The organism is Pseudomonas sp. S3_B08, from assembly GCF_054667725.1.
Window position 1 is genome coordinate 4,641,766 of the sequence record NZ_CP162750.1, and the last position, 24,434, is coordinate 4,666,199.

Consider the following 24,434-nt stretch of genomic DNA (forward strand, 5'->3'; position numbering starts at 1 on the left):
AATAGCCATCGCACGAAACTAACAAAGCCGAACCCCCATGCGACTTCGAAATTTCATTTATCCTGCGCGGTAAAATATTTTTTAATACTTGCAGCGTCTTTATAACTGCAAACCACCTTCGCTCCAGAAACTAAGTCCTTTCCATCCTTGCAGTTTTCCAAAGCTGGATCAGATGGGTCACCTGTGAAATAGAGCAATGAAGCGTTTTCACCATCGACCCTGAGCGGAAGCTCCATGACTGAATACGAAAAACCATCAAACGCGGAGTCAGACAGCTTGCTCTTCACCAAGACATACATTGATTTACCGCGTCGCTCCGGAGATTTCCAATCGTAGAAGAAGACGGAGGCAATTTGATCACCCTCAACTTTCCAAACATATTTGAAAAATGTTTTATCTGAACCAATCGGAGAATAATATATTTCGGCGTCAGCAACATACTCTCCGTTCACCAGTTTTTTCAGACTATTTTTTAAAAAGAACACTGCAATCTTTTTTTCTCCTACTGAAGCCACGACCGCTGGATGAAACTCACTCAATGTAGGTGCCGCATCTGCTAACACATTGGATACGACCAAGCTTATGACCATCGCAAAAATGCAACGAATTTTAGACAGTTTCAAATATTTTTTCATTTTTATATATCCTCTGGAAATGCTTCCGACGTTCATCATAACTATCAGTATCTCTGTTAATAATACGAGTAACAGCATCTACGTTTTCGTCCGCATCACCCTTATCCGCTTCTACAAAAATATTGTTTTTAAGCCAGAAATAAACACCCGAACGAACAGAGTATTTAAACTGTGTATGCAAGATATCCGGCTGACCAACAAAATCAACTTCTTCATCCCAGAACGTTTTATGATAATCCTTAAAGGCTTGATAGTTTGCTTTACCCGTTAAATGTTTAAGACCTCTACCACGATATTTCCACCCCTCACCAGACGATATATTGCCGTTACCTAATTTCCCGCCATATGCTCGATTCGCTATCGCGATCTGATTTTCGTGAGACACATATTTATTAGATCCTGGATATCCATAAAGTGTTGCTTCATCAGGGTGATCCCTAAAATACTTAAATGTACCCTTTAGGCCAGGCACTCCATAGGTAAAGTCCTCTACCACCGCGCACTTCGATCCAATTTCCTGCCTTACCTGAGCAAAAAAGTGACTCAACCTCAACGGAGTATCTAATTTATATCTTTCACAGTTTTCATTTAGCTGGGTGGCAACTTCCGCCAATAAGACATCTTGTTCGGAGGTATTTTTTAGTCCTTCAAATACCCTTTTTAACATCTCGACGGTGATCTTTATTTTTCCGCGACTACCGATCTGATTACCAAGAAATGCAATTGGATGAAAATGCCATAAAACGCCATCACCTAAGCCTTTAGACTGTATAACTGAATCATCCCAAAATATTAAACTATCTATTCGTTCTTTTTCGTGATTTAGAACAGATGGGTAATTCTCCAGCAATGTATCCAGCCGCGCCCATTTGGAAGAGTCCGACTTAGATTTCCACTCCGTAGGGTGATATGCAATGAGCTTTGACCAATGATCCCTGAACTCAATATTCTTGAGTGCAATCGGGAAATCTTCGGGAGTGACTTTTTGATCTCTGTTACCAAATCGATCCAAGTCGTTATATAAGGTCTGGAAGAATTCTGGCATATCATCAGGATCCAGAAAACCATCAGAATTTGAATTTGATTCCTTAACGACGCGAAAGCCTAGTTTTTCCCAGTCGTGCTGAGCAATAAGCTCCGCCCCTTCTTTTTTGAGCAAACCCGATTTGCTTTCTGATTCATCAACTACGGTTACTTCGTACCACTCTTCAGGGTCCTTATAGATAACAGTTTTCCCAAGCTCCACAAAGGTTTCATTCGAAATTGTCACAACCCCAGTTAGAGGGGGCTTACTTTTCAAAGTTGTATTCGCTGGCAAGTGCAAGTATTGCTTTCCTTGCTTCACTGCTGCCTTGTTTTTCAAGAAATCCTCAATTCTCGGATCTGCCGAAAAAATTTCCACATGGACTTGATAACTTCTCGAAACCCCTCCATCAGGACCTGCCAATGTTTCATTTAAACCAAGAAAGCCGATTACGTCACCTGCCTTAATTGCCGTATCCATAGCTACGACCTTGTCAAACTCCGTAGGAATCAATCCAAGCAGTTGAACATAAGGCTTTTCAACACAAGCCCAAAAAGTTGCTGGGACAGGAGTGGAATGGCTTTTCAAACCGGTTGCAGTGCCAGAAGTACTTGGCACGAAGCAACATTCCGCCATTTTGTATGACTTAGAGCCAATCTTCAGGCTAAAAACTTTCCCACTATCAAATTCTATTACGCTATTTGTACAAAGTACTAAATCTTCGTTTTGCCCCAGACTATTTACCTGTCTCATTGCAGCCCCAGCTAAAGCGCCGTTACTCTGCGGTGAGGGGGCTACCCTTAAGGTAAGCCCAGAGCCGGTAACTATAGCTCTGACCTTGCCCTTCCAATAATCTGGCTTCTTTCGCTCCGGTGCAGTTATTGCTTTCCAGCTCGCACTGCCATCACCTCTTGGGTATGCAACACCGTTTTGCTTGTAGGCGAACCAGAAATCCTGTCCTGGCGTGCGTCCACCTACTGTACCTTTAATTAGTTTGCCTTTCGCGTGGATGTGATCAGAGTGCTCTTCAAGTATTTCAATTTGAGTTCCAGCAGAAATCGAACCGTATTCGATGCAGCCAGTCGCACCAGCAACATCGCTTCGAGCTTTAAACCCACTTGCGATCATCTTTATTTTCTGATGGCCCGTCTGTTCTGGTTCATCCGCGTACCTCTGGTATGGTAGCAAATGCATATACAGGCTATAAAATACGAGTTCATTACTAGTATTGGGCACGACCTCTTTATTAGGTGGTGATTTATAGTCGTGCTTGACAAGGCAGAATGAATTTGAGTACTTCAATTCCTCTGTAGTACTCGAACCTTCAAACTCAGTCTTTAAATAATCCTCATTCAACCGATAGGCTACGACGACACCATCTCCAATACAACGAATAGGTTCATCTCTCACACACTGCGGAGCAGTCTTATGCGTGATATGAATACCGCCATGCCAAAATCCATGATTCCCAAGTAAAAAGTTACCTGAGCTTTCACTCTCAAGTGCTTTAAAGATTTCTTCAGCATCCTTAAATTGCGATCCGTCCGCTTTTCTAAACGGGTACTGAAAATTCATTAATGGTGTAGATTCTACCGGTGCAGGTGCAGGTGCAGGTGCAGGTGCGGGCGCAGGTGCGGATCCTTCCCCCGTCCGAGTCGATTCCTTAACCCTTAGAAATTTTGTAGGGACTGGCCAAAAATATGCTTTGCTATAGGCACCAAACTTTGCAGTAGCTGGACCAGAGCTTTGCGCCCCAAAAAACTCACCATATTGAGAGTCCAGCGTACTATCATAGTGCTCTACGATACCCGTATGATTTAGCGTTTTATTATCTCGATTAGAGATTACGTTAATCCAGAGTACGATATCTCCTCGCCTCACATTAGCAGGACTAATTACATCATAGTATTGAAGTGCGGCTGCACTATTTAGCCCCGCCGTATTCTGGTAAGGAACTTGATATCCAGCGCCTGTGAGCAACAGGTTTACCATATGAGAGCAATCGACGATTTTTTTGCCATTTTCTACGACGAAACCATCTCCTCCTTCCTTATATCTATAGTTAGCACTCGTATAGTTACTTGATAAATCTAGTGGCTCTGTCATTTCTGCTTCCTGCAATAATCAGTAGCAATAGCTCGCTTTAGTAATTTCAGCGGTCTGTTTATTTAGACGTTCCAAATGTGCGATAGACCCTTTGCTGCCTTTTTTGGCAGCCACTTGGTAGCACGCAACCGCCCGGGACATGTCCTTCGTTACCAGCTCTCCAGTTTCAAAGGCACGCCCGAGTGCATTTATCGCAAAAGCACTTCCCATACGGGCCGCTTGCGTCAGCGCTTCCTCGGCCTGTGCTGGATGCTGGCAAGGGCCATTGGAGGAAATGTTGTTTCCATCGCAATAAAACAACGAGAGGCTCATCGCCCCCTCAGGCAGAGTGGTCGCTGCTGCCTTGAATAGCTGCTCAACCTTCTCCGCTTGCAACTGCGGAGCCATTCCGGAAAGACTCAAGCTTGCTGCATTCAAACTAGCCTGGGGATCACCGGAAGCGGCTGCGCATAGATAGTTTTCCAAGGAAGCTTCAAACAACTCACCTGTGAGTCGGTACTGCTCCAGCCCCCCTAGGCCTCTAAAGGCCTCTGCACGTTGAAAGCAAAAATTCTCTGCCTCGCTCATGCGGGGCTTGCTCGTCTCTACGAGATCTTTCTCACTGATCGACCAATCTTCAACCCCCTCAAGCACCCAACACGCTTGGCGAGAAAAATTAAAAATCTTGATGTTGCTATTACCTGCTCGCTTATCCACTACGTTGAAATGATTATCGTCAATCTCCTCAACCTCTACGCCTTCAGTCTTGTCCGCGCCTACAGGCGCCATCAACGGAAACGCTAAATTGGTGCTAGTAAGCCCCATCGTTTTAGGCTCAAAAACCCCATGATCTCCCACCGGTTTCAAAACCAGCGACTTCACCGTCATCGCAGTCAAACGCTGCTGGGTTTCAGCATTCGCAGAAAACGCCGGCAGAAACTGGGAAAAATCCTCGGACGGGCATTCATCCGCATAAGCGCTGCCATGAAACAGGCTCAACAGCGACGCGGTGAAAACCGCTATCGCGATGCCATTGCTCTTCTTCAAAACACGATTCATGTCGATCACTCGGAAAACACAAAAAAAGCCTTCGGTTTAACTTTCTCAGGCGGTGCATTCAACAACGCCTGATCCATCAAACTCCCCGCCTTATCCTTATCCGCCGCCCCCGGCAGCACCGGCGGTTTAATCCCGATGCCAGTCCCCGATCCCGCAGAACCACCCGCATTGATCTTGATCACCGGCCCAACCACCGTGACCCCACCGCCATCCAGCTTGATAAAGCTCCCACCCCCAAGAATGGTCAGCTCTGTCCCCGCCTCAATAACGATCTTGTCCCCAGCCTTGAGGTGAATCTCTTTCCCCACGCTGGTCAGCTGCGCCGTGCCCAACTTCACATGCTGGTTCCGCCCAACCGTCAGGTGATCATCCAGCTTCGCTTCAATCTTGCGTTCAGAGATCGTGGTGCGGTGCTCTTCAGCCTTCAGCTCGGTGTAGGTGTTCTTAACCACCGTGTCATGACGTTCATTACCGACGCGAATCTTCTGGTCATGCTCAACGTTCTCATCCCAATCGCGCTGGGCGTGGATGTAGATCTGCTCGGCACCTTTCTTGTCTTCGATGCGCAGTTCGTTGTACCCACCACCACCCGGCGAGCTAAGCGTTTTGAACACGCTGCGAGTCTTGTTCGCCGGCAGTGCATACGGCACCGGGTTTTCCTTGTGGTACAGGCAGCCGGTCACCAGCGGTTGGTCGGGGTCGCCTTCGAGGAAGGTGACGAGGACTTCCATGCCGATGCGCGGGATGCTGATGGCGCCGTAGCGGTCGCCGGCCCAGGAGCTGGAGACGCGTAGCCAGCAGCTGGTTTTGTCGTCGGCCAAGCCTTCGCGGTCCCAGTGGAATTGCACTTTGATGCGGCCGTATTGGTCGCAGTGGATTTCTTCGCCTTTTGGGCCGGTGACCATGGCGGTCTGGCTGCCGAGCACGCGCGGTTTCGGGTGTTCGAGGGCCGGGCGGTAGAACACGTCCCACGGGGTGGCGAGGAATCGGTTGCGGTAGCCCTGGTGGAAGTCATCTTTTTCGTCGGTGGTGTCGCTGGTCACGCCTTCTTCGAGGACTTGCGGTTGTTTGCCTTCGTGGAAGATTTCGGTGAGCAGCCAGAGGTCGTTCCACTCGCTGCGCGGGTGGTCGGACATTTCCATGAAGTGGCCGCTGACCAGTTTGGTCTGGTCGCCGCGACCTTCGGCCTGGCGGTAGTCGGCGCGGTGGCGTTCGAGGGCGCGCTGGCTGAGGAACTTGCCTCGGGCGCGGTCGATGAAGCGGCCGGGGTAGTCGTAGTCTTCGAGATCCGGTTCAGTGCTGTCGCCGTCCGGTTTGTAGGCCGCTTCCATTCGCAGGCGCGGTTTTTCGAAGTCGTAGTCGCGGCGCGTGGTGCGGGTGGTGCGGGTTTCCAGGCGCAGTTTGAAGGCTTTGATCACCGGCTCGTCGGCGACCATACCGCTGCCCTGCACATAAGCAGTTGGCTGCCCAAGGTTCTGGAACACGGTCTGGTCGTCGCCGAACACCAGCAGGTGGGCCTTTTCGCTGTGCTGGAAGTGGTAGTGAATGCCTTCCTCTTCGCACAGGCGCTGAACGAAATGCAGGTCGGTTTCGTCGTACTGCACGCAGTAGTCGCGATCCGGGCACGGCTGGCTGAGCTGGAAGCTGTAGGCGTTGCTCTTGATGCCGTGCTCTTCGAGGATCAGCGCGATGATTTTCGGCGCCGACATCTGCTGGTAGATACGCTGGTTGGTGCGGTGATGCAGGTATTGCAGTTGCGGCACGATCGAGACTTTGTAGCGGGTCAGGCGCTTGCCGGCATCGCCCTGGGCGACGCGGTAGATCTGCCCGTGAATGCCCGAGCCCTGTGGATCGAACGCGAGAAACGCCTGCTTGTGCAGCAGTTGTTCGAGATCCAGGTCGGGGTTTTCGCTGACCAGTTCGAGGTCGAAGCGATACGCCTGGCTGATGCCTTCGGTGCCGGTGAACGACAGCACTTGCAGGTCGCCGACGTAGTCTTCGACCTTGAGGCTGAAGTGGGTTTCGTTAGCTGAGTTGAACATCGTGTGCTCCCTGTTCGAATGTCATCCGTTACGCCCGAAGTCGCAGACGTTGCAGCCAGGACGAAGTGGCGCCCAAGGCGTCACGCAATTGTTGGGCAGTGATGGTGCGTTCTGCCGGGTTGAAGCTCAGCGCGGTTCGCAGCGCTTGCCAGCCGTGCTGGGGTAGATTCGCTGGGGCGCGCAGCTCGCGCTCCAGGTGCTCGTCGCGGGCCTGGGTCGAGGGTAAGCGGCGGAACGGGTGTTTGCCGCCCGCCAGTTCATAGATCACGCAGGCCACGCCGTACACGTCCGCGCTGGCCGACAACGGTTGGCCCTCAAGCAGTTCGGGGGCGGCGTAGCCCGGGGTCCAGGCATTGAAGCGCTCGCGGCTCAGATGCGGCAGGCCGGGCAAGGTGCCCTCCTCTGCCTGTCCCAGACCGAAGTCGAAAAGGCGCAGGCCGTCTTCGCTGAGCATGACGTTGCTCGGTTTCAGATCACCGTGCAGCACGCCGCGACGGTGGGCGTAGGCCAACGTGTCGAGCAGCGGCAGGACGATGTCACGCAATTCTTGCCACGGCAGGCCGAGAGGCCGCTCGCAGAGCAATTTGTCCAGGGTCAGGCCACGCATGTATTCCATGGTGATGAAGGCCCGCTGGCAGTCGGTGTCGACTTCAAAGGTGTGCGCACGCACGACATTGTCGTGGCGCAGGCGTCGGGTCAGGGCGAACTCGCTGTAGAGCAAGGCACTGGCATCCGGCGATTCGGCAAATTCTTCGCTGAGGATTTTCAGCGCAATGTAAGGGTCGGGATCGCCGAACTGCTCATGCAGCAGATCCCGCGCCCGGTAAACAGCGCCCATGCCACCGGCCCCGAGCAGACGCTCGAGGTGGTAGCGACCGGCGAGTACATCCGGCAGCGCACCGATGCTGGCCTTGGTCGGCGCCAGCAACGGTTCGGCCTGGTTGCCCTTGGCGAAGGCGAAGTAGGTCAGGTTGTTGGCCTGTTCTTCGCTGATCAGCAGGTCATCGATGGGCGATTCGAGTTCACTCATTGGCGGATCACCACGGCAGTCAGGTTGTCGCGAGCGGCGCCCCGCAGAGCGCCGTCGAACAAACGTTCCAGCGCCACGTGCGGCGCGCTGAGGCTGAGGGCGTTGCCGAGGGCATCGCTGCTCAGGCCCTGATACAAACCATCGCTGCAGAGCAAAAACACATCGCCCGGGTAGACCTCGAGTTCAAGCACATCCAGGGTCAGTGTGTCGGCGGCGCCGACGGCTCGGGTGAGTGCCTGAGCCGCTGGGTGCGCTGCCGCCTGTTCGACGCTCATTTGCTGCTCGTCGATCAGCTGCTGTTGCAGCGAATGGTCCTTGGACAGCTGATACAGCCGCTGCCCGCGCCACATGTAGCAACGACTGTCGCCGGCCCAGATGCAGGCCGCGCGATTGCCTTCCACCAGCAGCGCGACGACGGTGCTGCCCATGATGCTGTCGTGGCGTCCGGCGGTGACGGTCAACTCCTGCCCCAAGCGCCGGTTCAGCCAGTGCAGGCACTGGCGGATGGCTTTGAGGCGTTCGTCGAAGTCCTCGTGTTGCGGCAACTCAGCCAGGCTGGCAACGATCAACTGGCTGGCGATGTCGCCACCCTGATGACCGCCCATGCCGTCCGCGACCACCCACAGCCCATGCTGCGGCGAGTCGAGGAAGGCATCTTCGTTGCGCGCCCGCACCTTGCCCGGGTCGGTACGCGCCGCGCTGCGCCAGGGACTGGCCACCAGCATCAGAGCTGCACCGGCATACGGAAGGTGCGCAACACGCCCATGTCGAACGGGTTCGGCGTGCGCTGGCTGGTCAGCAGGTAGTTGGCGCGCAGGCCGCCCACGTCGGCTTTCAGTACCAGCACGTCACGACCGTTCAGGTACTCGGTCTGCATCAGGTCGAACAAACGGAACAGCGACCATGGGCCGGAATTCTTCTCGATGCCGATCGGACGCCCCGCCATCTTGTCCATGACCAGACTGGTGCGACCGTCTTCAGCATCGGTCGGCCACTTGAAGGTCATTGGCAGGATCGGGCCGTGGCGGTATTCCATGGTCTTGTCGCCGAACTTGAATTCGGAACGGCTGACCGCCGGATCGAGGGTGTACGGCTCAAGCTTGAACTGCACCGTCGGCTCGGCCGGGTTGATCGAGAAGAAGCTCTGGCGAATGGTCTGCGCCGCCGCCATCTGATCGAGGTAGACCTTCGATACCGGCAGGCTGTGACCGTCGACGCTGCGCATGCGGTAGTTGCCCGGATCGCCGCTGACGAATGGACGCATGTAGCTGTCGAAGAAACGGTCGACGGTACCTTGAGCACGGAAGAACTCGCGGAAGTCGCTGATCGCCACATCGCTGGTGCTGCTGGCGCTGAACGGATAACGCTTGCTGATGGTTTTGCCGTACACGCTGTACAGCTCGTTCTGATAACGGCCGTTCAGGTATTGATAGGCATCGTTGAGCACGAGACGCCACGAGTCCTCGGCCAGCACGTTGAACCACACGCTCAGCGGACGCGGCAGACGACCGGAGGCATTGCGCAGGTTGGTCAGCGCATCACGCTGGCCGCTCATGCGCGTCTTGGCCATCTCGAACGCGGCTTGCTCCGGCGTGCTGGAACGGGCCAGACCGGCCAGTTGCAGTTGCAGGTCGTTGAGTGCGCTGAACGCTGGCGTCAGGTCGGCGCCCGGGCCGTTGTTGTCGTCGAGCAGACGATGCAGTGGTTCGAAGCGGCGTTGCAGGGATTTCTTCGCGGTGTCCGGCAGGTTCTTCGCCACGTTCAGCGCCGAAGCCTTGTCGGCGGCAGCGGCGGCGAGTTTGCCGACCTTGCCCAGTTTGCCTTTCTGTCCGGCCAGCGCATCGGCAGCTTCGCCGGCTTCATCGACCGGATCAGCCGCGGCTTCGAAGCGGGTGTTTTCACGCACTTCGGTGAGCAGCGCGAGGACCGGCGAGTTCGCCGAAGTCAGGCCCGCCAGTTGCTCGGCGCCTTCGCCAGCGTCGCTGATCGGTGGCAGTGCGACCTGGCCAACGGCTTCGCTCCAGTAGTTGGCGTAGTCGCGGAAGTACAGCTGCTCAAGCTCGACCATCAGGCGACGCAAATCCATGTCGCTGATGCCCGCGCCTTCGCCCAGCACCCAGTTGTCACGCAGGATGTCGGTGACCAGCGCCGCGCCCTGCACCGAGAAATACTGCTGATAACCCTGCTGGGTGTAGAAACCCGGGATCACGTATTCAGTGCCGATGAACAACGAACCTTGCGGGCCGAGGTGCTGGCTGAAGCGGTAGTCCGGCAGGTTGCGCGCCTGCTCGCGGAGCATGCGGTAAACCACGTTGGCCAACGATTCGCTGCGCAGGACCTGACGCGCCTGCGTCACCAGTTGATCGTTCAGCGGGTAGATGAACGGCTGCTTGAGCAAGCGCTCAAGGTGCGTGTTCAGACCATTCTGCACCGCAGTGTTACCGGTGTAGCGCTGCGACCAGTCAGTGGCGACCCAGTCCTTGAGCCACGCCGCGTCGCGACGATCCTTCATGTTCAGCATCAGGTACGCGCGCAGGCTGTTGAGCAGGCGATCGCGGTCCTTCATGTTGGCGCGGATCTGCCCCTCGAGCATGGTCGCCACCCGTGGCAGCAACTGCGCTTCCAGCTCACGCTCGTAGGCGGTTTTCACCACCGGGTTGATCTCTTCGCCCTGATACAGGCCGCCACGCTCGTGGTACGACACGTCGCTCTTGTTCGGGAACACCTGGGTCGCGGCGTAGCTGGTGTCGAGGACTTTCAGCACGCCCATGGCGTCATCGCGCGGCGTCACGGCCGAGCGTTGCTGGGTCCAGTTCTGCGCCAGCGTGCGCAGGTTTTCCAGACGCTCGTAGTTGGCCGAGAAACCACCGGCCCAGAGCATGCCGAACAGTGCCAGTGCCGCCAGTGCACCGACGTACAGCGCACGCTGGCCCCAATGAATGCGGCTGCGCTCGCGCTTGTCCAGACCGGCCAGATCGGCCTCGGGGAAAATCACTTGGCTGAGCAAGTGGTGGATGAACCGCGAACGGCCGCTGCGCAGAGTCGGCAGCACGCCGGCGTTCATGCCCAGGCTGGCGCCGATGCCGGCGGTGGTCGAATCCATTTCCTGAGTCAGGTGCGGTGCGCTGGTCAGGTAGAAACCGCGCAGTTGCGTGGCGCGCTGATAGCGGTTGCCGGTGAACGCCATGTCGACGAACAGGCACAGGCGCTCGCCGATCTGCCCGAGCTGATGCGGGAAGTCGAGGATGCGGCCACGGCGCTGAGTGTCGCGCTCGGAGTGCATGCGCATGATCACTTGGCTGTTCAGGCGGCGCAGCAGCTCTTCGAACTCGTTGCGCAGGACCGTGACGTCGGTGCCGACCTGATCCTTGCGGAAACTGGTGCCGAGCACCTGATCGCTTTCTTCGCGGGTCAGTTGGTCGAAGAACTCGTCGAAGCCGAGCAGCTTGTCAGCCTTGCTCAGGACCAGATACACCGGCACGTCGACGTGCAGCTTCTGATGCACGTCCTGCAAACGGCTGCGCACCTGGCGTGCGAGGGTTTCGATGTCCTGCTCGCTGCCGCCGGTGAGGGTTTCCACCGGAATGGTCACCAGCACGCCGTTCAACGGACGTCCGCGACGACGCTTGCGCAGCAGCTCCAGCAGGGTTGTCCAGGCGTTGCCGTCGACTTCGGCGTCCGGTTGAGTGGTGTAACGCCCGGCGGTGTCGATCAGTACACCGTGATCAGCGAAATACCAGTCGCAATGACGGGTGCCGAGGGTGTCGCGGGTCAGCTTGCGGTCGATCTTGTTGATCGGAAATTCCAGACCGGAAAAGTCCAGCAGGCTGGTCTTACCCGAGGCCTGCGGACCGATCAGCAGGTACCACGGCAAGTCACTGCGCCAGCGCTCGCTGCGACCGCGATACAGGCTCGACGTCTTCAGGGTTTTCAGCGCGTCCTTGAACCGCGCCTTCAACTCTTTCTGTTCTTCGTCGATCAGCTCTTCGCGGCGAATGCGGTCCTGACCGTCCTCGCTTTCTTCCTCGGCTTTCTTGCGGATACCCGCGCGCCAGCTGACGAAGACCATGGTCAGGCCCCAGATCAGGAACAGCACGCTGATGGTCAGCAGACGCGAGGTCGCGCTTTCCCAGAACTTGTAATCATCCACCGCCAACAACGGGCCGACGAACCACACCAGCAGCGCCACGAACAGCACCAGCAGCAGAGTCCAGACCCAGGTCTGGCGCAGGAAGGCGCCGACTTTCTTGAAAAACTTTTTCATCACACGTCCCTGTTTTACGGCTGCGCCTGCGGTTGCACCGCGGCTGGATCAAGCGGCTGATAAGGATGCAGAACGGTGTCGCGTTGTTCGCTCAGGACCCAGGCGAAGCCCGAATACATCACCACCAGACAGACCAGAGTAAAGAGCACCACCATCCACGCCGGCACGATGCGCACCAGGTTGCGGCGCTGATCGTTGAGGCCTTCCCAGTGCGGCGACAACTCGCGCGGCACGTCGCCACGCAACTGACGGATCTGCCGGTACAAGGCGTCGCGGATGCCTTCAAGCTCAAGCATGCCGCGCGCCTGCACGCGGTACTTGCCCTCGAAACCGAGGGACAGGCACAGGTACATCAGTTCGAGCATCGGCAGGTGCTTGACCGGGTTTTTCGACAGCCGATCGAGCAGCTGGAAAAACTTCTCGCCGCCGAAGGTTTCGTTGTGGAAGCTGCTCAGCAGGCTCATCTGCGACCACTCGCTTTCGTTGCCCCACGGCGTGGTCACGACGGCTTCGTCGACCACGGTGCAGAGCACGTAACGCGCGGCCATTACCTGGCTGCTTTCCGCACCGTTGTGCAGGGCGCGCACTTCGAACAACTTCAGCCCGGCGGTCAGCCGCTCATTGAGCGCGTACAGATCTTCGCGGGTCTCGCTGTGCTTGAGACGCACCACTTCCGAGAGCAGGCCGGACGAGGCCGCCACCAGCGAGTTGAGGCTGATATTGAACGCCTCCGCCGGACGCAGGCGCGCGGCGTAGATCATTCGTTCTTCCAGTTGCTCGAAACGCGGCGGCGCGGCGAAGTCGGTCAGCGGACTCGATGCCGGTCCGTGGCCCTGACGGTCGAGCAGGACGGTTTTGTCGTCCTGGTTGTAATCCGTTTCCTTGATCATGTCGGTCAGTTCCTGATGGCCCAGAATTTCAGTTCAAGCTCGGCGAATTCGCCGGACACGTGGAACGCGAAACCGCCGGAGCGCTCGAGTTGTGCCAGGTCTTCGGAACTGAGTTCGAGGATGAAATAGGTTTTGTTCGAGTGGAACGCGATCTGCCGTGGGGCCACCGGCAACGGTTTGACCTTGATCCCCGGCAAGTGCAGGTTGACCAGTTGGCGGATGCGCTCCACCGGGCCGACCTTGAGGTGCTGCGGCAAGCGCTGACGCAGTTCTTCGGAGTCGCAGTTGGCACTGGCTGCCAGCACGAACGAGGCCGAGCCGAGCAGTTTGTGATCGTGCAACGGCGAGACGATGATGCCGTACTGACGCGCCTGCAGGATCAGTTCGATGGCGTGCTGTTCGAGCACCATCGACAGCACTTGGCGGATCGCTTCCATCAGTTTGCGAAAGCTCGCGCCCTGATCGGCGTGGGAATAGCGGCTGTCCAGACGCGGGCGTTTGCTCTCGCCGGAGAAGGTCGCCAGATCGCCGAGCATGGTCAGCAGCGTGCGGTACAACTCTTCCGGATGCACCTGCTCCAGACCCAGATAGTGACGCAGCAGCAGTTCGGTGCGGTTGATCAGTTGCAGCATCATGAAGTCACCGACTTCCGCACCGCCGACCTTGCCGTTGGAGCGAATCCGCTCGGCAATGGTGTCGCCACGGTGGCTGAGCATGCTGATGACTTCTTTCAGGCACGACAGCAAATAGCTGGAGGCGTGGGCCTGAATGTAGGTCGGCACGAAGTCCGGGTCGAGGCTGATCACGCCGTCGGGCGTGGTATCGAGCACGTCGCAGATTTTCAGCTTCACGTAGGCCTGATCGCTCTGCTGCTCGCCGAGCAACAGTTTGAAATCCGGGCGACCGCAGCTGACCTGACTGGCGGAATCGTCGCCGGCATTGGAGTCGGCGACTTCGGCGTCATACGCGGTGTAGCGCGCGAGCACGTCGGATTGCTCCGGGCGCCGGGCCTCGATGTGGTTGCCAGTGACCAGCGGCAGCGCCAGATAGATCGGCGTGTTGCCGGTGTTCGGCGGCACGTCCAGCGCCAGCGGCTCAGTGTTGCCACCGAGTTCGAACAGGCTGCCGTCCGGCAGAATCCCCGAGGCTTCACTGATCACCAGTTTGCCCATGTTGAGGAACTGCAAGTCGATTTCCAGATTGAGAAAACCCCAGGTGTAGCCACCGAGCAATTGCGTGCGGGTTTTCATCTGGTGATCGTAGTAGCGATCGTTGTGCTGGAAGTGCTGCGGTCGCAGCAGCATGCCTTCCTGCCAAATGACTTTATGGGTGTTCATGATCAGTCATCCGCCTTGGCGAGCACTTGTTGGGTGTTGCGGATACCGGCCTGATCGAGGGTCAGATCAGCCTCGGTGAGTTCCAGCGGAGTGATCTGCACGGTGTGCCGCCATTGGGTATCGGCAAGGTCGCGATAAGCGGCGAGGACGCCCACGTAACGGCTGCCCTCCTCCACGCTGAGTTTCAGTTCCACTGTTTCACCCGGGCGCAGTTCGAGTTCTTCGCTGGCCACCAGATCCGGGTTGAGGGATTCCTTGGCGCGTTCGTAGAGGCTGAAGAAGTCAGCGTTCTCGAAGGTCACCGGGTGCTTGAGTTCGAACAGGCGCACGACGATCGGCGACGGCCGCCCGTTGAGGTCCGGATTGAGCTGATCGCTGCCGGTCAGCTTGAGGTTGATCTTGGTCACTTTCGAGTACGGCGACAGCGACGAGCAACCAGCGAGCAGCACCAGCACGGTGAGCGCAGTCAGCGTCTTGAAAAAGCGGTCGAGCGGCGAGACATGCGCATCATCCTTGGTGGTCGGTGTGGAGGGTGGAGATCAGGCGGATCTGTTCTTCGTAGGCCTGGGCAAAGTCGCGGGCCAGCAGACGCTCGCTCCAGTCATCGTCCTGACGCAGTGCCTGGTGATAGCGGCCGAACGCTCTCCAGCGCCCACCCGATGTTGCAATCAATGGCTTGCTGTCGCGCTCGAAACGCAGGGTCAGTTGCTCTGGCGAGAAGTGCTCCAGCGTGCCGCGTACGGCGGCGCGACTGGCAGTCAGCAGCGCCACTTGGTGCGCCTGCAAATCACGGAATGCGCGGGAGATCGCCTGCTCGGCCGGCAGATGGCCGGGCTTGCTTGGCTGCAACAGAATTTGCAGTGCTTCGCTCGGGTCGACGGCGAATTTCAGCGGGTTCTTGTTGGTGCCCTGCACGGTGGTCTGGGCCAGACGCAGCTCGTTTTTCAGCTCCGAGCGGGTGCGCAGGCTCTGCTGCAAACCACCGATGCTCTGGCGCAGCAGCCGCGCAGCGTTGAGCGCCAGCGCTTCGCGTTCGTCGTGGCTGAGGCCTTTGACGTCGACGCCCAGCGCCGCGCCGAAGTGTTCCCAGAAACCTTCGCTCTGACGCTCGACGGCTTTCGGTGCAGGCGCCGGCTCAGGTTCGACCGGGGCGGCAATCAGCTCCGGGACCATCAGGCTTTCCATGTCGATGCGCGCGTAGTCGGCACGCTGACGGGAGTCTTCCGGCTTGGCGGTGGGCGACAGCAGCTCATCGATTTCCGAGTAGACGCGCTCTTGCTGTTCGAGGGCGTTGAGCGGGTCGAGGTCGAGGAACGCGTCGTCCGGAATGATGCTGCCAGCGGCGCGCGGGCGGCCGACTTCGCCGTCGAAGGTCGCCGGGTCACGGACCAGCCGCGCACGGATCTCGAAGTCGCCGAGAATGTAGGTGCTGCCGTGCTCGATGCGCACCGGCTCGCCCTTGTGCAGGCGCGCGCCGCTGCTGCCGTCCTGGACACCGTTGCTGCTGGTGTCGGTGAGGAAGAACGAGCCCTCGCGGTAGCTGACAATCGCGTGATGATTGGACAGGTGCCGCTTGCGGTCAGGGATGATCCAGTCGCAGTCCTCGCCGCGCCCGATCACGCCGCCGGCCTGCTTGAAGGTCCGCTGGCACAGCTCGGTGGGCACGAACTGCTTGGTGTTCAGCATTTCGAAAACCAATTCCATGTTTGATGCTCCTTGCGGTCACTTGCCGCGATTGACCGCTTGCGGATCACCCAACGGGCGATAGTCGTTGTCGTTGAATTTGTAATTGCCGCTACAGCCGCCAAGGCCGCATAGAACGACGAGGGTCAGCAGGACAGCGTGCCAGTGACGAACAGACATCAGAGGGTCTCCAGGTGTAGACAAAGCACAAAGCGCCGACCCTTGCGGGCGGCGCTGAAATAAGTTTTTGGGGTGGGCTCGAAGCCTCTAGATCGGGGCCTTGAGCCATAGCCTGGAGGTACGGCGACCTCCCGTGGCGAGGGGACTTGTCCCCGTTGGAGTGCGCAGCGCCCCCATAACCTGCCAGCGCGATTTCTCAGTGAAACCGTATGTACCGGACTGCGACTGCTGCGCAGCCGAACGGGGATAAATCCCCTCGCCACAGGGTATGTGTTGGGTTCGAAGAAGTGCTGTAGCTCAACCATCAAAGTCACCCAAATTGATATTCAGGCGCCCGAGGCGGTACAGCAGCGTGCGCCGTGGCAGGCCCAGCTCGCGGGCCGCGAGGGTCTGGTTGCCGTCGTTCTTGCGCAGACAATCGAGCAGCAAAGTGCGCTCGACTTGCTCCAGGCGTTCGCGCAGATTCAGGCCGCTGTTGTCTTCGGGCATCGGTTCCAGACGCAGGGAAAAATGCTCGGCGAGCAACTCGCCACCCTCGCAGAGCAACACCGCGCGCTCGACCAGTGCCTTGAGTTCGCGAACGTTGCCGGGGAAGGTGTAACCGCACAGATGCTCCAGCGCCGAGTCCGACCAGCGCACCGGGTCACGCTGCAGAAAGGTGCAGGTCTTCTCGGCGAAATGCCGGGCCAGATCGAGGATGTCGCCTTCGCGCTGACGCAGGGCCGGCAGCTCGATCGGGAATTGTGCGAGGCGGTAGTACAAGTCCTCGCGGAACTTGCCTTCGCTGACCAGTGCCGCCAGATCACGGTGCGTTGCGGCGATGATGCGCACGTCGATCTTGTGCGTGTCGTTGGAACCCAGCGGACGAATCTCGCCTTCCTGCAACACACGCAGAATCTTCGCTTGCAGCGACAACGGCATGTCGCCGATTTCATCGAGCAGCAACGTGCCGCCATTGGCCGCGTCGAACAGCCCTGTGCGATCTCGATCGGCGCCGGTGAAGGCGCCCTTGCGATAGCCGAACAGTTCGCTTTCCAGCAGGTTTTCCGGGAACGCCGCGCAGTTCTGCACGATGAACGCCTGGGAGCGACGCGGGCCGCAATCGTGGATCGCCCGCGCCACTACTTCCTTGCCGGTGCCGGTCTCGCCACGCAACAGCACGGTGTACGGGCTGTGAAGGATCTTGCTGATCAGCGAATAGGTCTGGCGCATCGCCGCGCTTTTGCCGATCAGGCCGTAGCCGCTGATGCTCGGCACGCTGCGTGTGGCGGTGGCCGATTCGGCGGCTGGCTGACGCAGGCGTTGCAGCAGATGCAGTTGGCCGAGCACGAACGAGCCGAGCTGGCCGAGGGAATCGGCAAACCCCTGCAGGTCAGTACGCCGACGGCTGGCACACAGCAGCAAACCCTCGACCGACTTGTGCTGATTGACCAACGGCACGCACAACAGCGACTGCCACGGCGTGCTCGCCGCCGGCAGAAAACTGGTTTCGTGCAGGCTGCCGGTCAGGTCGTCGAGGCACACCACGCGGTTCTGGCACAGGGCGAATTGCAGCAGTTGCTCGCCGTTGTAATCCGCCGGCAGGCTCGCCGCCTGACGCGGTTGCAGCGCACCGTCGAGGCACTCGGCGTTCATCCCCAGGCAAGTGTGGGTGGCATCGAGCAGATACAGCTGCGTCAATTCACAGCCGCTCAGCTCGGCCAACCCACGGACGAATTCACCCAGCAGCGCAGCACTGTCCGCCGCCCGCGACAGACTGGCGAACTGCGCCAGCAACGCTTCGGCATAGACCAGTGGCTGCGGCACCTGAGTGAACATCACGCCCACCTCAGACGAACTCGCAGGTCACGCTGGAGTTGCCGTCGAGCGTGGCATGCACACGCTTGAGGCTCTCGCCGGTCGCCATCGCATCAAGCAGACGATCGGCCACCAGCGGCAGCACGTGTTGATCGAGCAGATGATCGATCAGGCGCGCACCGCTTTCGCTTTGCGTGCAACGCTCGGACAGGTGATCGACGAGGTTCTGGCACCAGCTGAACTCCAGCTGACGACGGTTCAGGCGCTCGCCGAGACGGCCGAGTTTGATCTCGATCAGCTCGCGCAGCACCGGGCCGCCCACCGGGTAGTACGGCACCACTTTCATCCGCGCCAGCAGCGCCGGTTTGAAGTGTTTGCTGAGTACCGGGCGAATGGTTTCTTCGAGCACTTCGGCGGTCGGCCGCGCGCCGTATTCGCAGAGTTCGCTGATCTTGTCGCTACCGAGGTTGGAGGTCATCAGGATCAACGTGTTGCGGAAGTCGATCTCGCGACCTTCGCCGTCGTTGGCCACGCCTTTGTCGAAGATTTGGTAGAACAGGTTGAGCACGTCCGGATCAGCCTTCTCGACTTCATCGAGCAACACCACCGAATACGGCTTCTGGCGCACGGCTTCGGTGAGCATGCCGCCCTCGCCGTAACCGACGTAGCCCGGTGGCGCACCAATCAGACGCGAGACGGTGTGCTTTTCCTGGAACTCGGACATGTTGATGGTGGTGATGAAGCGGTCGCCGCCGTACAGCAGGTCAGCCAGGGCCAGCGCGGTTTCAGTCTTGCCGACGCCGCTCGGGCCGACCAGCAGGAACACACCGACCGGTGCATCAGGCTTGTTCAGACCGGCAGCGGTTGCGCGCATCGAACGATCCAGCGCGTGCACGGCTTGCTCCTGACCACGGATGCGTGTGCGCAGGTCGGTGGCGAAACTGGCGACCTTGGCGTTGTGCTCGCGGGCCAGTTGCGCCAACGGCACGCCGGTCCAGGCGCTGATCACTTCGGCAACCAGACGCGGGCAGACTTCGAAGCTGACCAGGCGTTCTTTGACTTGCGCGGCAGTCAACGCGGCGTGGGTTTCATGCAGCTGAGCTTCCAGAGCTTCGACGCTCTGGCCTTCTTCGACTTCGGCGACCACAGTTTCAATCACGGTGCCTTCGGCGTCTTCTTCCACGCTGACGGTCGGCTCAACAGCTGCAGCCTCGCGGGCCTTGGCCAGTTGCTGACGCAGTTCCAGCAGACGCTCGGCGAGCTCTTTCTGCTCAGTCCACAGGGTCTCGAGCGCAACCATCTCGCTTTCGGCTTCGTCCAGCCGCGCTTCCAGCGCCTCCAGCGCTTCGTGGTCGATCAGCAGACCGGCCTCGGCATCGCGGCGCAGGGCCTGACGCTGGCGGCCGCCTTCAGCCAGTTCGCCACGCAGGCGCTCGAGGCTTTCCGGGGCCGCAGCGAGGCTGATGCGCACGCGGGCGCACGCGGTGTCGAGGACGTCTACAGCCTTGTCCGGCAGTTGCCGACCGGCCAGGTAACGCGCGGACAATTCAGCAGCGGACACCACCGCGTCATCGCGCAGGTAGATGCCGTGGCTCTTCTCGTAGACCTGAGCCAGACCACGCAGAATGGTCACCGCTTCGCTGACGGTCGGTTCGTGCAGTTGCACGGGCTGGAAGCGACGCGCCAGCGCCGGGTCTTTCTCGAAGTATTTCTTGTACTCGGCCCAGGTGGTGGCAGCGATGGTGCGCAGTTCGCCACGGGCCAGTGCCGGTTTCAGCAGGTTGGCCGCGTCGGAACCGCCGGCATTGCCGCCCGCGCCGATCAGGGTGTGAGCTTCGTCGATGAACAGAATGATCGGTTTTGGCGAGGCTTTGACCTCATCAATCACGCCTTTCAAACGACGCTCGAATTCACCTTTGACGCTGGCGCCGGCCTGCAACAGGCCCATGTCCAGCGAGAGTAATTCAACGCCTTTGAGCACCTGCGGCACTTCACCAGCAGCGATGCGCGAGGCGAGGCCTTCGACGATGGCGGTCTTACCGACACCGGCCTCACCGACGACGATCGGGTTGTTCTTGCGCCGACGGGCAAGGATGTCGACCATCTGGCGGATCGCGCCATCGCGGCAGAGCACCGGGTCGAGTTTGCCGTCGCGGGCCTGTTGGGTCAGGTTGTGGGTGAAGCGCTGCAACAGCGATTCGCCCTGTGCGGCCGGTTTGCCGTTGGCCGCCGGTTGCTCCTGTTGCGACAGGGCAAATTCTTTCAGGCGATCAATGTTCAGTTTGGCAAGCAGCGGTTGATAGCGGCTGCCGGCATAACGCATCGGGTTGCGCAGCAACGCCAGGATCAGCGCCGCGTCTTCGACCTGGGTCTGGCCCAGTTCGAGGTTGGCCACCAGCAGTGCGTCTTGCAGCCATTGCACCAGTTCCGGGGCGAACACCGGGTTGCGCGAAGCACTGTGCTCGACCCGCGACTGCAATGCAGCGGTCAGTTCACCGGCGTCGACGTCAGCATCTTGCAGCGCGCGCGACAGCAAGCCGTTCGGGCGCTCGAGCAAGCCCAGCAGCAAGTCTTCGACGAGGATCTTGCTGCCGCCACGGGCGACGCAACGCTCGGCCGAACGTTCCAGATCACGACGGGTTTCGGCGTCCAGCGCCTGGATGAGTTGTTGCAGGTCTACGTTGATCATGGCTCACGTCCTTAATGAATTTTGCTGCCCAGGGTTACCACGCCGTCCGCTTTCTCGCGTCCCAGCCAACTGGTCCAACCGAGGCGACAGGCGTTCTGCTCACCGATGCGCAGTTCGCGGATTTCTTCCTGGCGCAGGACCAGGCGAATGTCGTAATCGAGCGGGTCACGCAAGGTGAACCGCACCAGCGCGCAGAGCGGCTGGTAGCCGAACCCGATCGGCAGGAATTCATGGAATCGCTGCCAGTCGAGTTCGGTGATGTGAATGCGGAATTTGCCGCTGCGGTCGCGCACGTGCTCGCCCAGCACCAGGTCTTCCCCGAGTACGCTGTTGGCGCGGCCCAAACGATTGCGCTGCTCGTCGAGAATTTCCACGCGGCGCTCGATGCACTGCTCGATGACCAGGTCTTCGTGCTTGAAGTAGTAACGCAGCACGGCTTCGATCAACGCCGCCGAGTGCGCCCGCAAGCTGAGCAAACCGAGGTACGGCAGCAGGCGTTTCCAGTTGAGTTCCTTGGCCTTGCGGATCTCGTCGCCGCCCAGGCCGATCAGCGCAAAGAGTTGCGCCGAGAACGGGTCGATCGCGCCGCTCTGGAAGCTCGCGCGGTAGCGGTACTTGCGCCAGATCGGCAGCATCAGTCGTTGCAGGCGATGGTGGAACAGGTCGAGGAAATTGCGCGTCGGGTTGCCGTCCTCGCTGTCGCCCAGGGCTTGTTCGCCATAGAACGCTGGCAGCGGCGAACCGGAGCCGACCAGGCCGATCAGGTTGAAGCGCATGCGCGCGCGCATCTTGCCGTGCTCTTCGAAAAACTCGACGCGATCGACGTCGCTGCGCGGAAAGCCCAGGCTCGGGTTGGCCTGGAACTCGACCTGGTCGTACAGATCGTCTTCGCTCAGATGCGGGTGTGCCTCGCGCAGCCGGTCGATCACCAGCAGCACGGCCTGAAACAGCGAGTACTCGCGTATTACCTTGGTCAGCCCGCTTAAAGCAGGGGCTGCAGGCCCATACGTGGTGTCCATTGGTACACCTCTCCCTGTGTGCTTTTTACCCGCAGTTCATGGAATGAATTGAGACTGGCGTAAAGCGCGAAAAACTCGTTGAGAACCGAAGCGAAGACGAACAGGTCGCCTTCGCCGATATAGCCTTCCGGGTCGATGGTCAGTTCGGTGCGCAAACCGCGCACCGGCAGACCGCGATGCAGGCGGTCGACGTGGTGATGCTTGATGTGCTTGAGGCCGCCGAGCAGGCGCTTGCTGACCTTTTCCGCGTGCTGGTCGTAGTAGCGAGGCAGGTCGTAGGTTTCCAGAATCACCTTCAACGCATTGACGTCCGCCAGCGACAGATAGTTAAGCGACATGTTGCTGATCAGCTTCCACAGGAAGTCACGGTTCAGCGGCGGCGCGAAACTCGGAGTGGCCGGGGTGATGTTGCGGAAACTGAGGAATTCCGGGGTCTGCTCGCTGGCCATGCAGATGTCGCCGAGCTTGAGCTTTTTCGGCAGGTTCTGGTTGGTGCACATCAGCTCGATCGACAGGGTTTCGTGGGCTTCGGTGTGGCGGATGCCGAAGCTCAGGTAAGTGTCGAGGCCGTCATGCAATAAGGACGAACGCTGGCGAATGCTGTAATGCGGACGGCTGTTGGGCACGTCGAAACTCGGGTCGTGCTCGAAGGACTCGAACGGCACGTATTCCTGATAACCGAGACCGCCGGGCTTCCAGCCAGTGACGGTTTCCACCGAGAACACACCGCAGTTTTCCAGGTCGTATTCCGCTGGTAGCAACAGGTACTCGTCCTGCTTGCCATCGAGACGGATCGGCAGCGCGTCGTGCTCGAACAGATTGACGATCGGCGTGCAGAACAGCTTCACGTTATCGAGGGTCGGGCGCATGCGCATGATGCCGCTCTTGCGGATGTCGAAGCGCAGTTCGAGACCACGCATCTGCTTGAGCGTGTCTTCCGGCAGCGCCTTGAGAATGTCCAGACCGTTGACGTCGACGAACAGGAACTTGTCCTGGAAGGCGAAATATTCCTGCAGGTAGCGATAGCCACGGAAGGTGTTCAGCGGATACGGAATCAACGCTTCTTCTTCGGCAAAGCCCACTGGTTTGACCCGATCACCGGGAATCTTGAACGCCATCGGCTTGCCGCTGACGCCATCAATCGGCTTGCCGGCGGCGTCGAGCGGGATCAGCTCGATGCCGTCGAGGTTGCGCAGCAGGCTCAGGTAGAGCATCTGGCTGATGTAGCGCTCACCGGCAAAGTGCAGGCGCAACTTGCTCAGCTCCAGTTCCCCGAGGTGGCCGTCAGCGCTCATCTCCAGGCGCAGGCTGAGCAGCGAGCCATCGCCCTTGACCGAGTAATTCAGCGCGGCCAGATCCAGCGGCAACACTTCGGTCGGGTAGCACGTACGGAAGCGGCAGCGCACGTCTTCGATCGGCTTGCTCTCGATCGGCGTATCGCGCTCAACCAGCAGCGCCGGCCCGGAACGCTTGAGCGGATCAAACTGCAGAATGCTGAACGCCGGCAGCGGGCGCATGTAGTTCGGCCACAGCAGCTGCATCAGCGAATGGCTGAGCTCCGGCAGTTCGTCATCGAGCTTCTGGCGCAAACGCCCGGTCAGGAACGCAAAGCCTTCGAGCAACCGCTCCACATCCGGGTCCCGCCCGGCCTGCCCCAGATACGGCGCCAGCGCCGGACTACGCTCGGCGAAACGGCGACCGAGCTGGCGCAGTGCGGTGAGTTCGCTTTGGTAGTAGTGGTTAAAGGACACGGGGTACCTGCCTGGTAATGGAGCTCATGGAATTACCGACCTGTGAATTACGTTCAACGCCCGACTTGGTCATTGGATTGCACCTGCAGGCCGACTTGGCTGAATGCGACCTGTGATGTTTCGCAAAGCCCAGCGCAACTCGATGACTTGAGTGGTGAGGATCGCCAGCAACGTGACGCAACCTTGGGCCACGCCGTAGAACAGGGCTCTGAACGGGTTGTCGGGTAGCATCCAGAGCAGGATGAAGCCCACCATCAGAAAAAGGATGACCAGCTTGGCAACCAGATTTGGAGTCAGCGCAACGATCAGATTGACGCCCAGAAAAATGTAAAACAGTGAGTAAGTCGCAATTCCGATGGCGACGCCATGGGAGGTAAATCCGCCGTTAAAAAGCTTGTAAGCATGCACAACCGCGTAATTCAAGAATGCATAAGCCACGCATCCGAGGGCGTGGGTTAATAAACATAGGTCGAGACGGACGTAGCTATTCATACTGCTATCAGTTTTCCAGAATCTCGTAGGGTGTATTACTGATGAAAATATTCAGCCAGCTTTCTTCCCATTGCGGCATGGAAATTACAAAAGCCTTATCTTTCTTTTCGAAGGAGATCCAAGTAATTCCAACCTCAGCATCATCTTCAAATGTACGCATATCCAATGACTGAGTATCATACAACGGGGTTCGATATACCTTTTCTGGCTCTTTTGAATCGATAACTCTTAAATACGCCATGCCACCAAGCATGAAGATCCTGCCGACACGTACATTCTCAATTGTGTAGCGGCCCGAGGGACTAGCTGTAGTTGTACTTGCAGGATAATCCAGCATTGCGTTCAAGCAATAAACGAGCAACGCAATAAACACCAAGAGCAAACTGATAGGCACTAGCCATTTCTTTTTAAGCGTAGTCATTTTTTCGCCACACCCAGTTCGACAGCGGATTGTACA

At 58.4% G+C, this 24,434-nt stretch carries 17 protein-coding genes and 1 pseudogene; all 18 read right to left on the bottom strand.

Annotation, left to right across the window (positions count from 1 at the left end; translation table 11 throughout):
* Positions 1 to 53 precede the first annotated feature (53 nt).
* Positions 54 to 635 carry a hypothetical protein gene (locus AB4N73_RS21130; protein ID WP_136493193.1) on the bottom strand — a complete coding sequence of 194 codons (582 nt, stop codon included), beginning with the start codon at positions 633 to 635 and terminating at the stop codon, positions 54 to 56.
* The gene (locus tag AB4N73_RS21135; RefSeq protein WP_460142512.1) at positions 610 to 3,765 is read right to left on the bottom strand and encodes a glycoside hydrolase family 19 protein; all 3,156 of its coding nucleotides are present in this window, start codon (positions 3,763 to 3,765) and stop codon (positions 610 to 612) included. The genes AB4N73_RS21130 and AB4N73_RS21135 overlap by 26 nt, the downstream gene beginning before the upstream one ends.
* An 18-nt stretch (positions 3,766 to 3,783) precedes the next feature.
* Positions 3,784 to 4,803, bottom strand: coding sequence for a sel1 repeat family protein (locus AB4N73_RS21140; protein ID WP_315435195.1), 1,020 nt, complete (start codon positions 4,801 to 4,803; stop codon positions 3,784 to 3,786).
* A gap of 5 nt (positions 4,804 to 4,808) precedes the next feature.
* Complete coding sequence (locus tag AB4N73_RS21145; RefSeq protein WP_315435196.1) at positions 4,809 to 6,845, bottom strand: type VI secretion system tip protein VgrG; 2,037 nt, start codon at positions 6,843 to 6,845, stop codon at positions 4,809 to 4,811.
* 28 nt (positions 6,846 to 6,873) lie between these two features.
* The gene (locus AB4N73_RS21150) at positions 6,874 to 7,875 is read right to left on the bottom strand and encodes a serine/threonine-protein kinase (protein ID WP_217849762.1); all 1,002 of its coding nucleotides are present in this window, start codon (positions 7,873 to 7,875) and stop codon (positions 6,874 to 6,876) included.
* Complete coding sequence (locus AB4N73_RS21155) at positions 7,872 to 8,600, bottom strand: PP2C family protein-serine/threonine phosphatase (RefSeq protein WP_041476618.1); 729 nt, start codon at positions 8,598 to 8,600, stop codon at positions 7,872 to 7,874. The genes AB4N73_RS21150 and AB4N73_RS21155 overlap by 4 nt, the downstream gene beginning before the upstream one ends.
* Positions 8,600 to 12,139, bottom strand: coding sequence for a type VI secretion system membrane subunit TssM (gene tssM / locus AB4N73_RS21160; protein WP_056790861.1), 3,540 nt, complete (start codon positions 12,137 to 12,139; stop codon positions 8,600 to 8,602). The genes AB4N73_RS21155 and tssM overlap by 1 nt, the downstream gene beginning before the upstream one ends.
* Positions 12,140 to 12,153: 14 nt before the next feature.
* Entirely contained in the window at positions 12,154 to 13,029 is an 876-nt protein-coding gene (gene icmH / locus AB4N73_RS21165; protein WP_460142513.1) for a type IVB secretion system protein IcmH/DotU, read from the bottom strand.
* A gap of 5 nt (positions 13,030 to 13,034) precedes the next feature.
* A complete protein-coding gene (gene tssK, locus AB4N73_RS21170; protein WP_016772510.1) occupies positions 13,035 to 14,366 on the bottom strand; it encodes a type VI secretion system baseplate subunit TssK in 1,332 nt (443 codons plus the stop codon).
* Between the two features lie 2 nt (positions 14,367 to 14,368).
* A pseudogene (tssJ, locus tag AB4N73_RS21175) lies at positions 14,369 to 14,868 on the bottom strand (type VI secretion system lipoprotein TssJ).
* A gap of 5 nt (positions 14,869 to 14,873) precedes the next feature.
* A complete protein-coding gene (gene tagH / locus AB4N73_RS21180; RefSeq protein ID WP_016772508.1) occupies positions 14,874 to 16,070 on the bottom strand; it encodes a type VI secretion system-associated FHA domain protein TagH in 1,197 nt (398 codons plus the stop codon).
* Between the two features lie 18 nt (positions 16,071 to 16,088).
* Entirely contained in the window at positions 16,089 to 16,229 is a 141-nt protein-coding gene (locus tag AB4N73_RS21185) for a hypothetical protein (RefSeq protein ID WP_003229566.1), read from the bottom strand.
* A 297-nt stretch (positions 16,230 to 16,526) separates the two neighbouring features.
* A complete protein-coding gene (locus AB4N73_RS21190; protein WP_256807610.1) occupies positions 16,527 to 18,047 on the bottom strand; it encodes a sigma-54 interaction domain-containing protein in 1,521 nt (506 codons plus the stop codon).
* Between the two features lie 10 nt (positions 18,048 to 18,057).
* Positions 18,058 to 20,715 (bottom strand): type VI secretion system ATPase TssH, encoded by a 2,658-nt coding sequence (tssH, locus tag AB4N73_RS21195; protein WP_150637161.1) that lies wholly within the window; start codon positions 20,713 to 20,715, stop codon positions 18,058 to 18,060.
* Positions 20,716 to 20,726: 11 nt separating this feature from the next.
* Positions 20,727 to 21,734 carry a type VI secretion system baseplate subunit TssG gene (gene tssG / locus AB4N73_RS21200; protein WP_056790879.1) on the bottom strand — a complete coding sequence of 336 codons (1,008 nt, stop codon included), beginning with the start codon at positions 21,732 to 21,734 and terminating at the stop codon, positions 20,727 to 20,729.
* Positions 21,698 to 23,485, bottom strand: a complete 1,788-nt coding sequence (tssF, locus tag AB4N73_RS21205; protein WP_256807608.1) for a type VI secretion system baseplate subunit TssF — start codon at positions 23,483 to 23,485, stop codon at positions 21,698 to 21,700. The genes tssG and tssF overlap by 37 nt, the downstream gene beginning before the upstream one ends.
* 69 nt (positions 23,486 to 23,554) lie before the next feature.
* The gene (locus tag AB4N73_RS21210) at positions 23,555 to 23,977 is read right to left on the bottom strand and encodes a hypothetical protein (RefSeq protein ID WP_256807601.1); all 423 of its coding nucleotides are present in this window, start codon (positions 23,975 to 23,977) and stop codon (positions 23,555 to 23,557) included.
* 7 nt (positions 23,978 to 23,984) lie between these two features.
* Positions 23,985 to 24,398 (bottom strand): hypothetical protein, encoded by a 414-nt coding sequence (locus tag AB4N73_RS21215; RefSeq protein WP_064365134.1) that lies wholly within the window; start codon positions 24,396 to 24,398, stop codon positions 23,985 to 23,987.
* Positions 24,399 to 24,434: the final 36 nt, after the last annotated feature.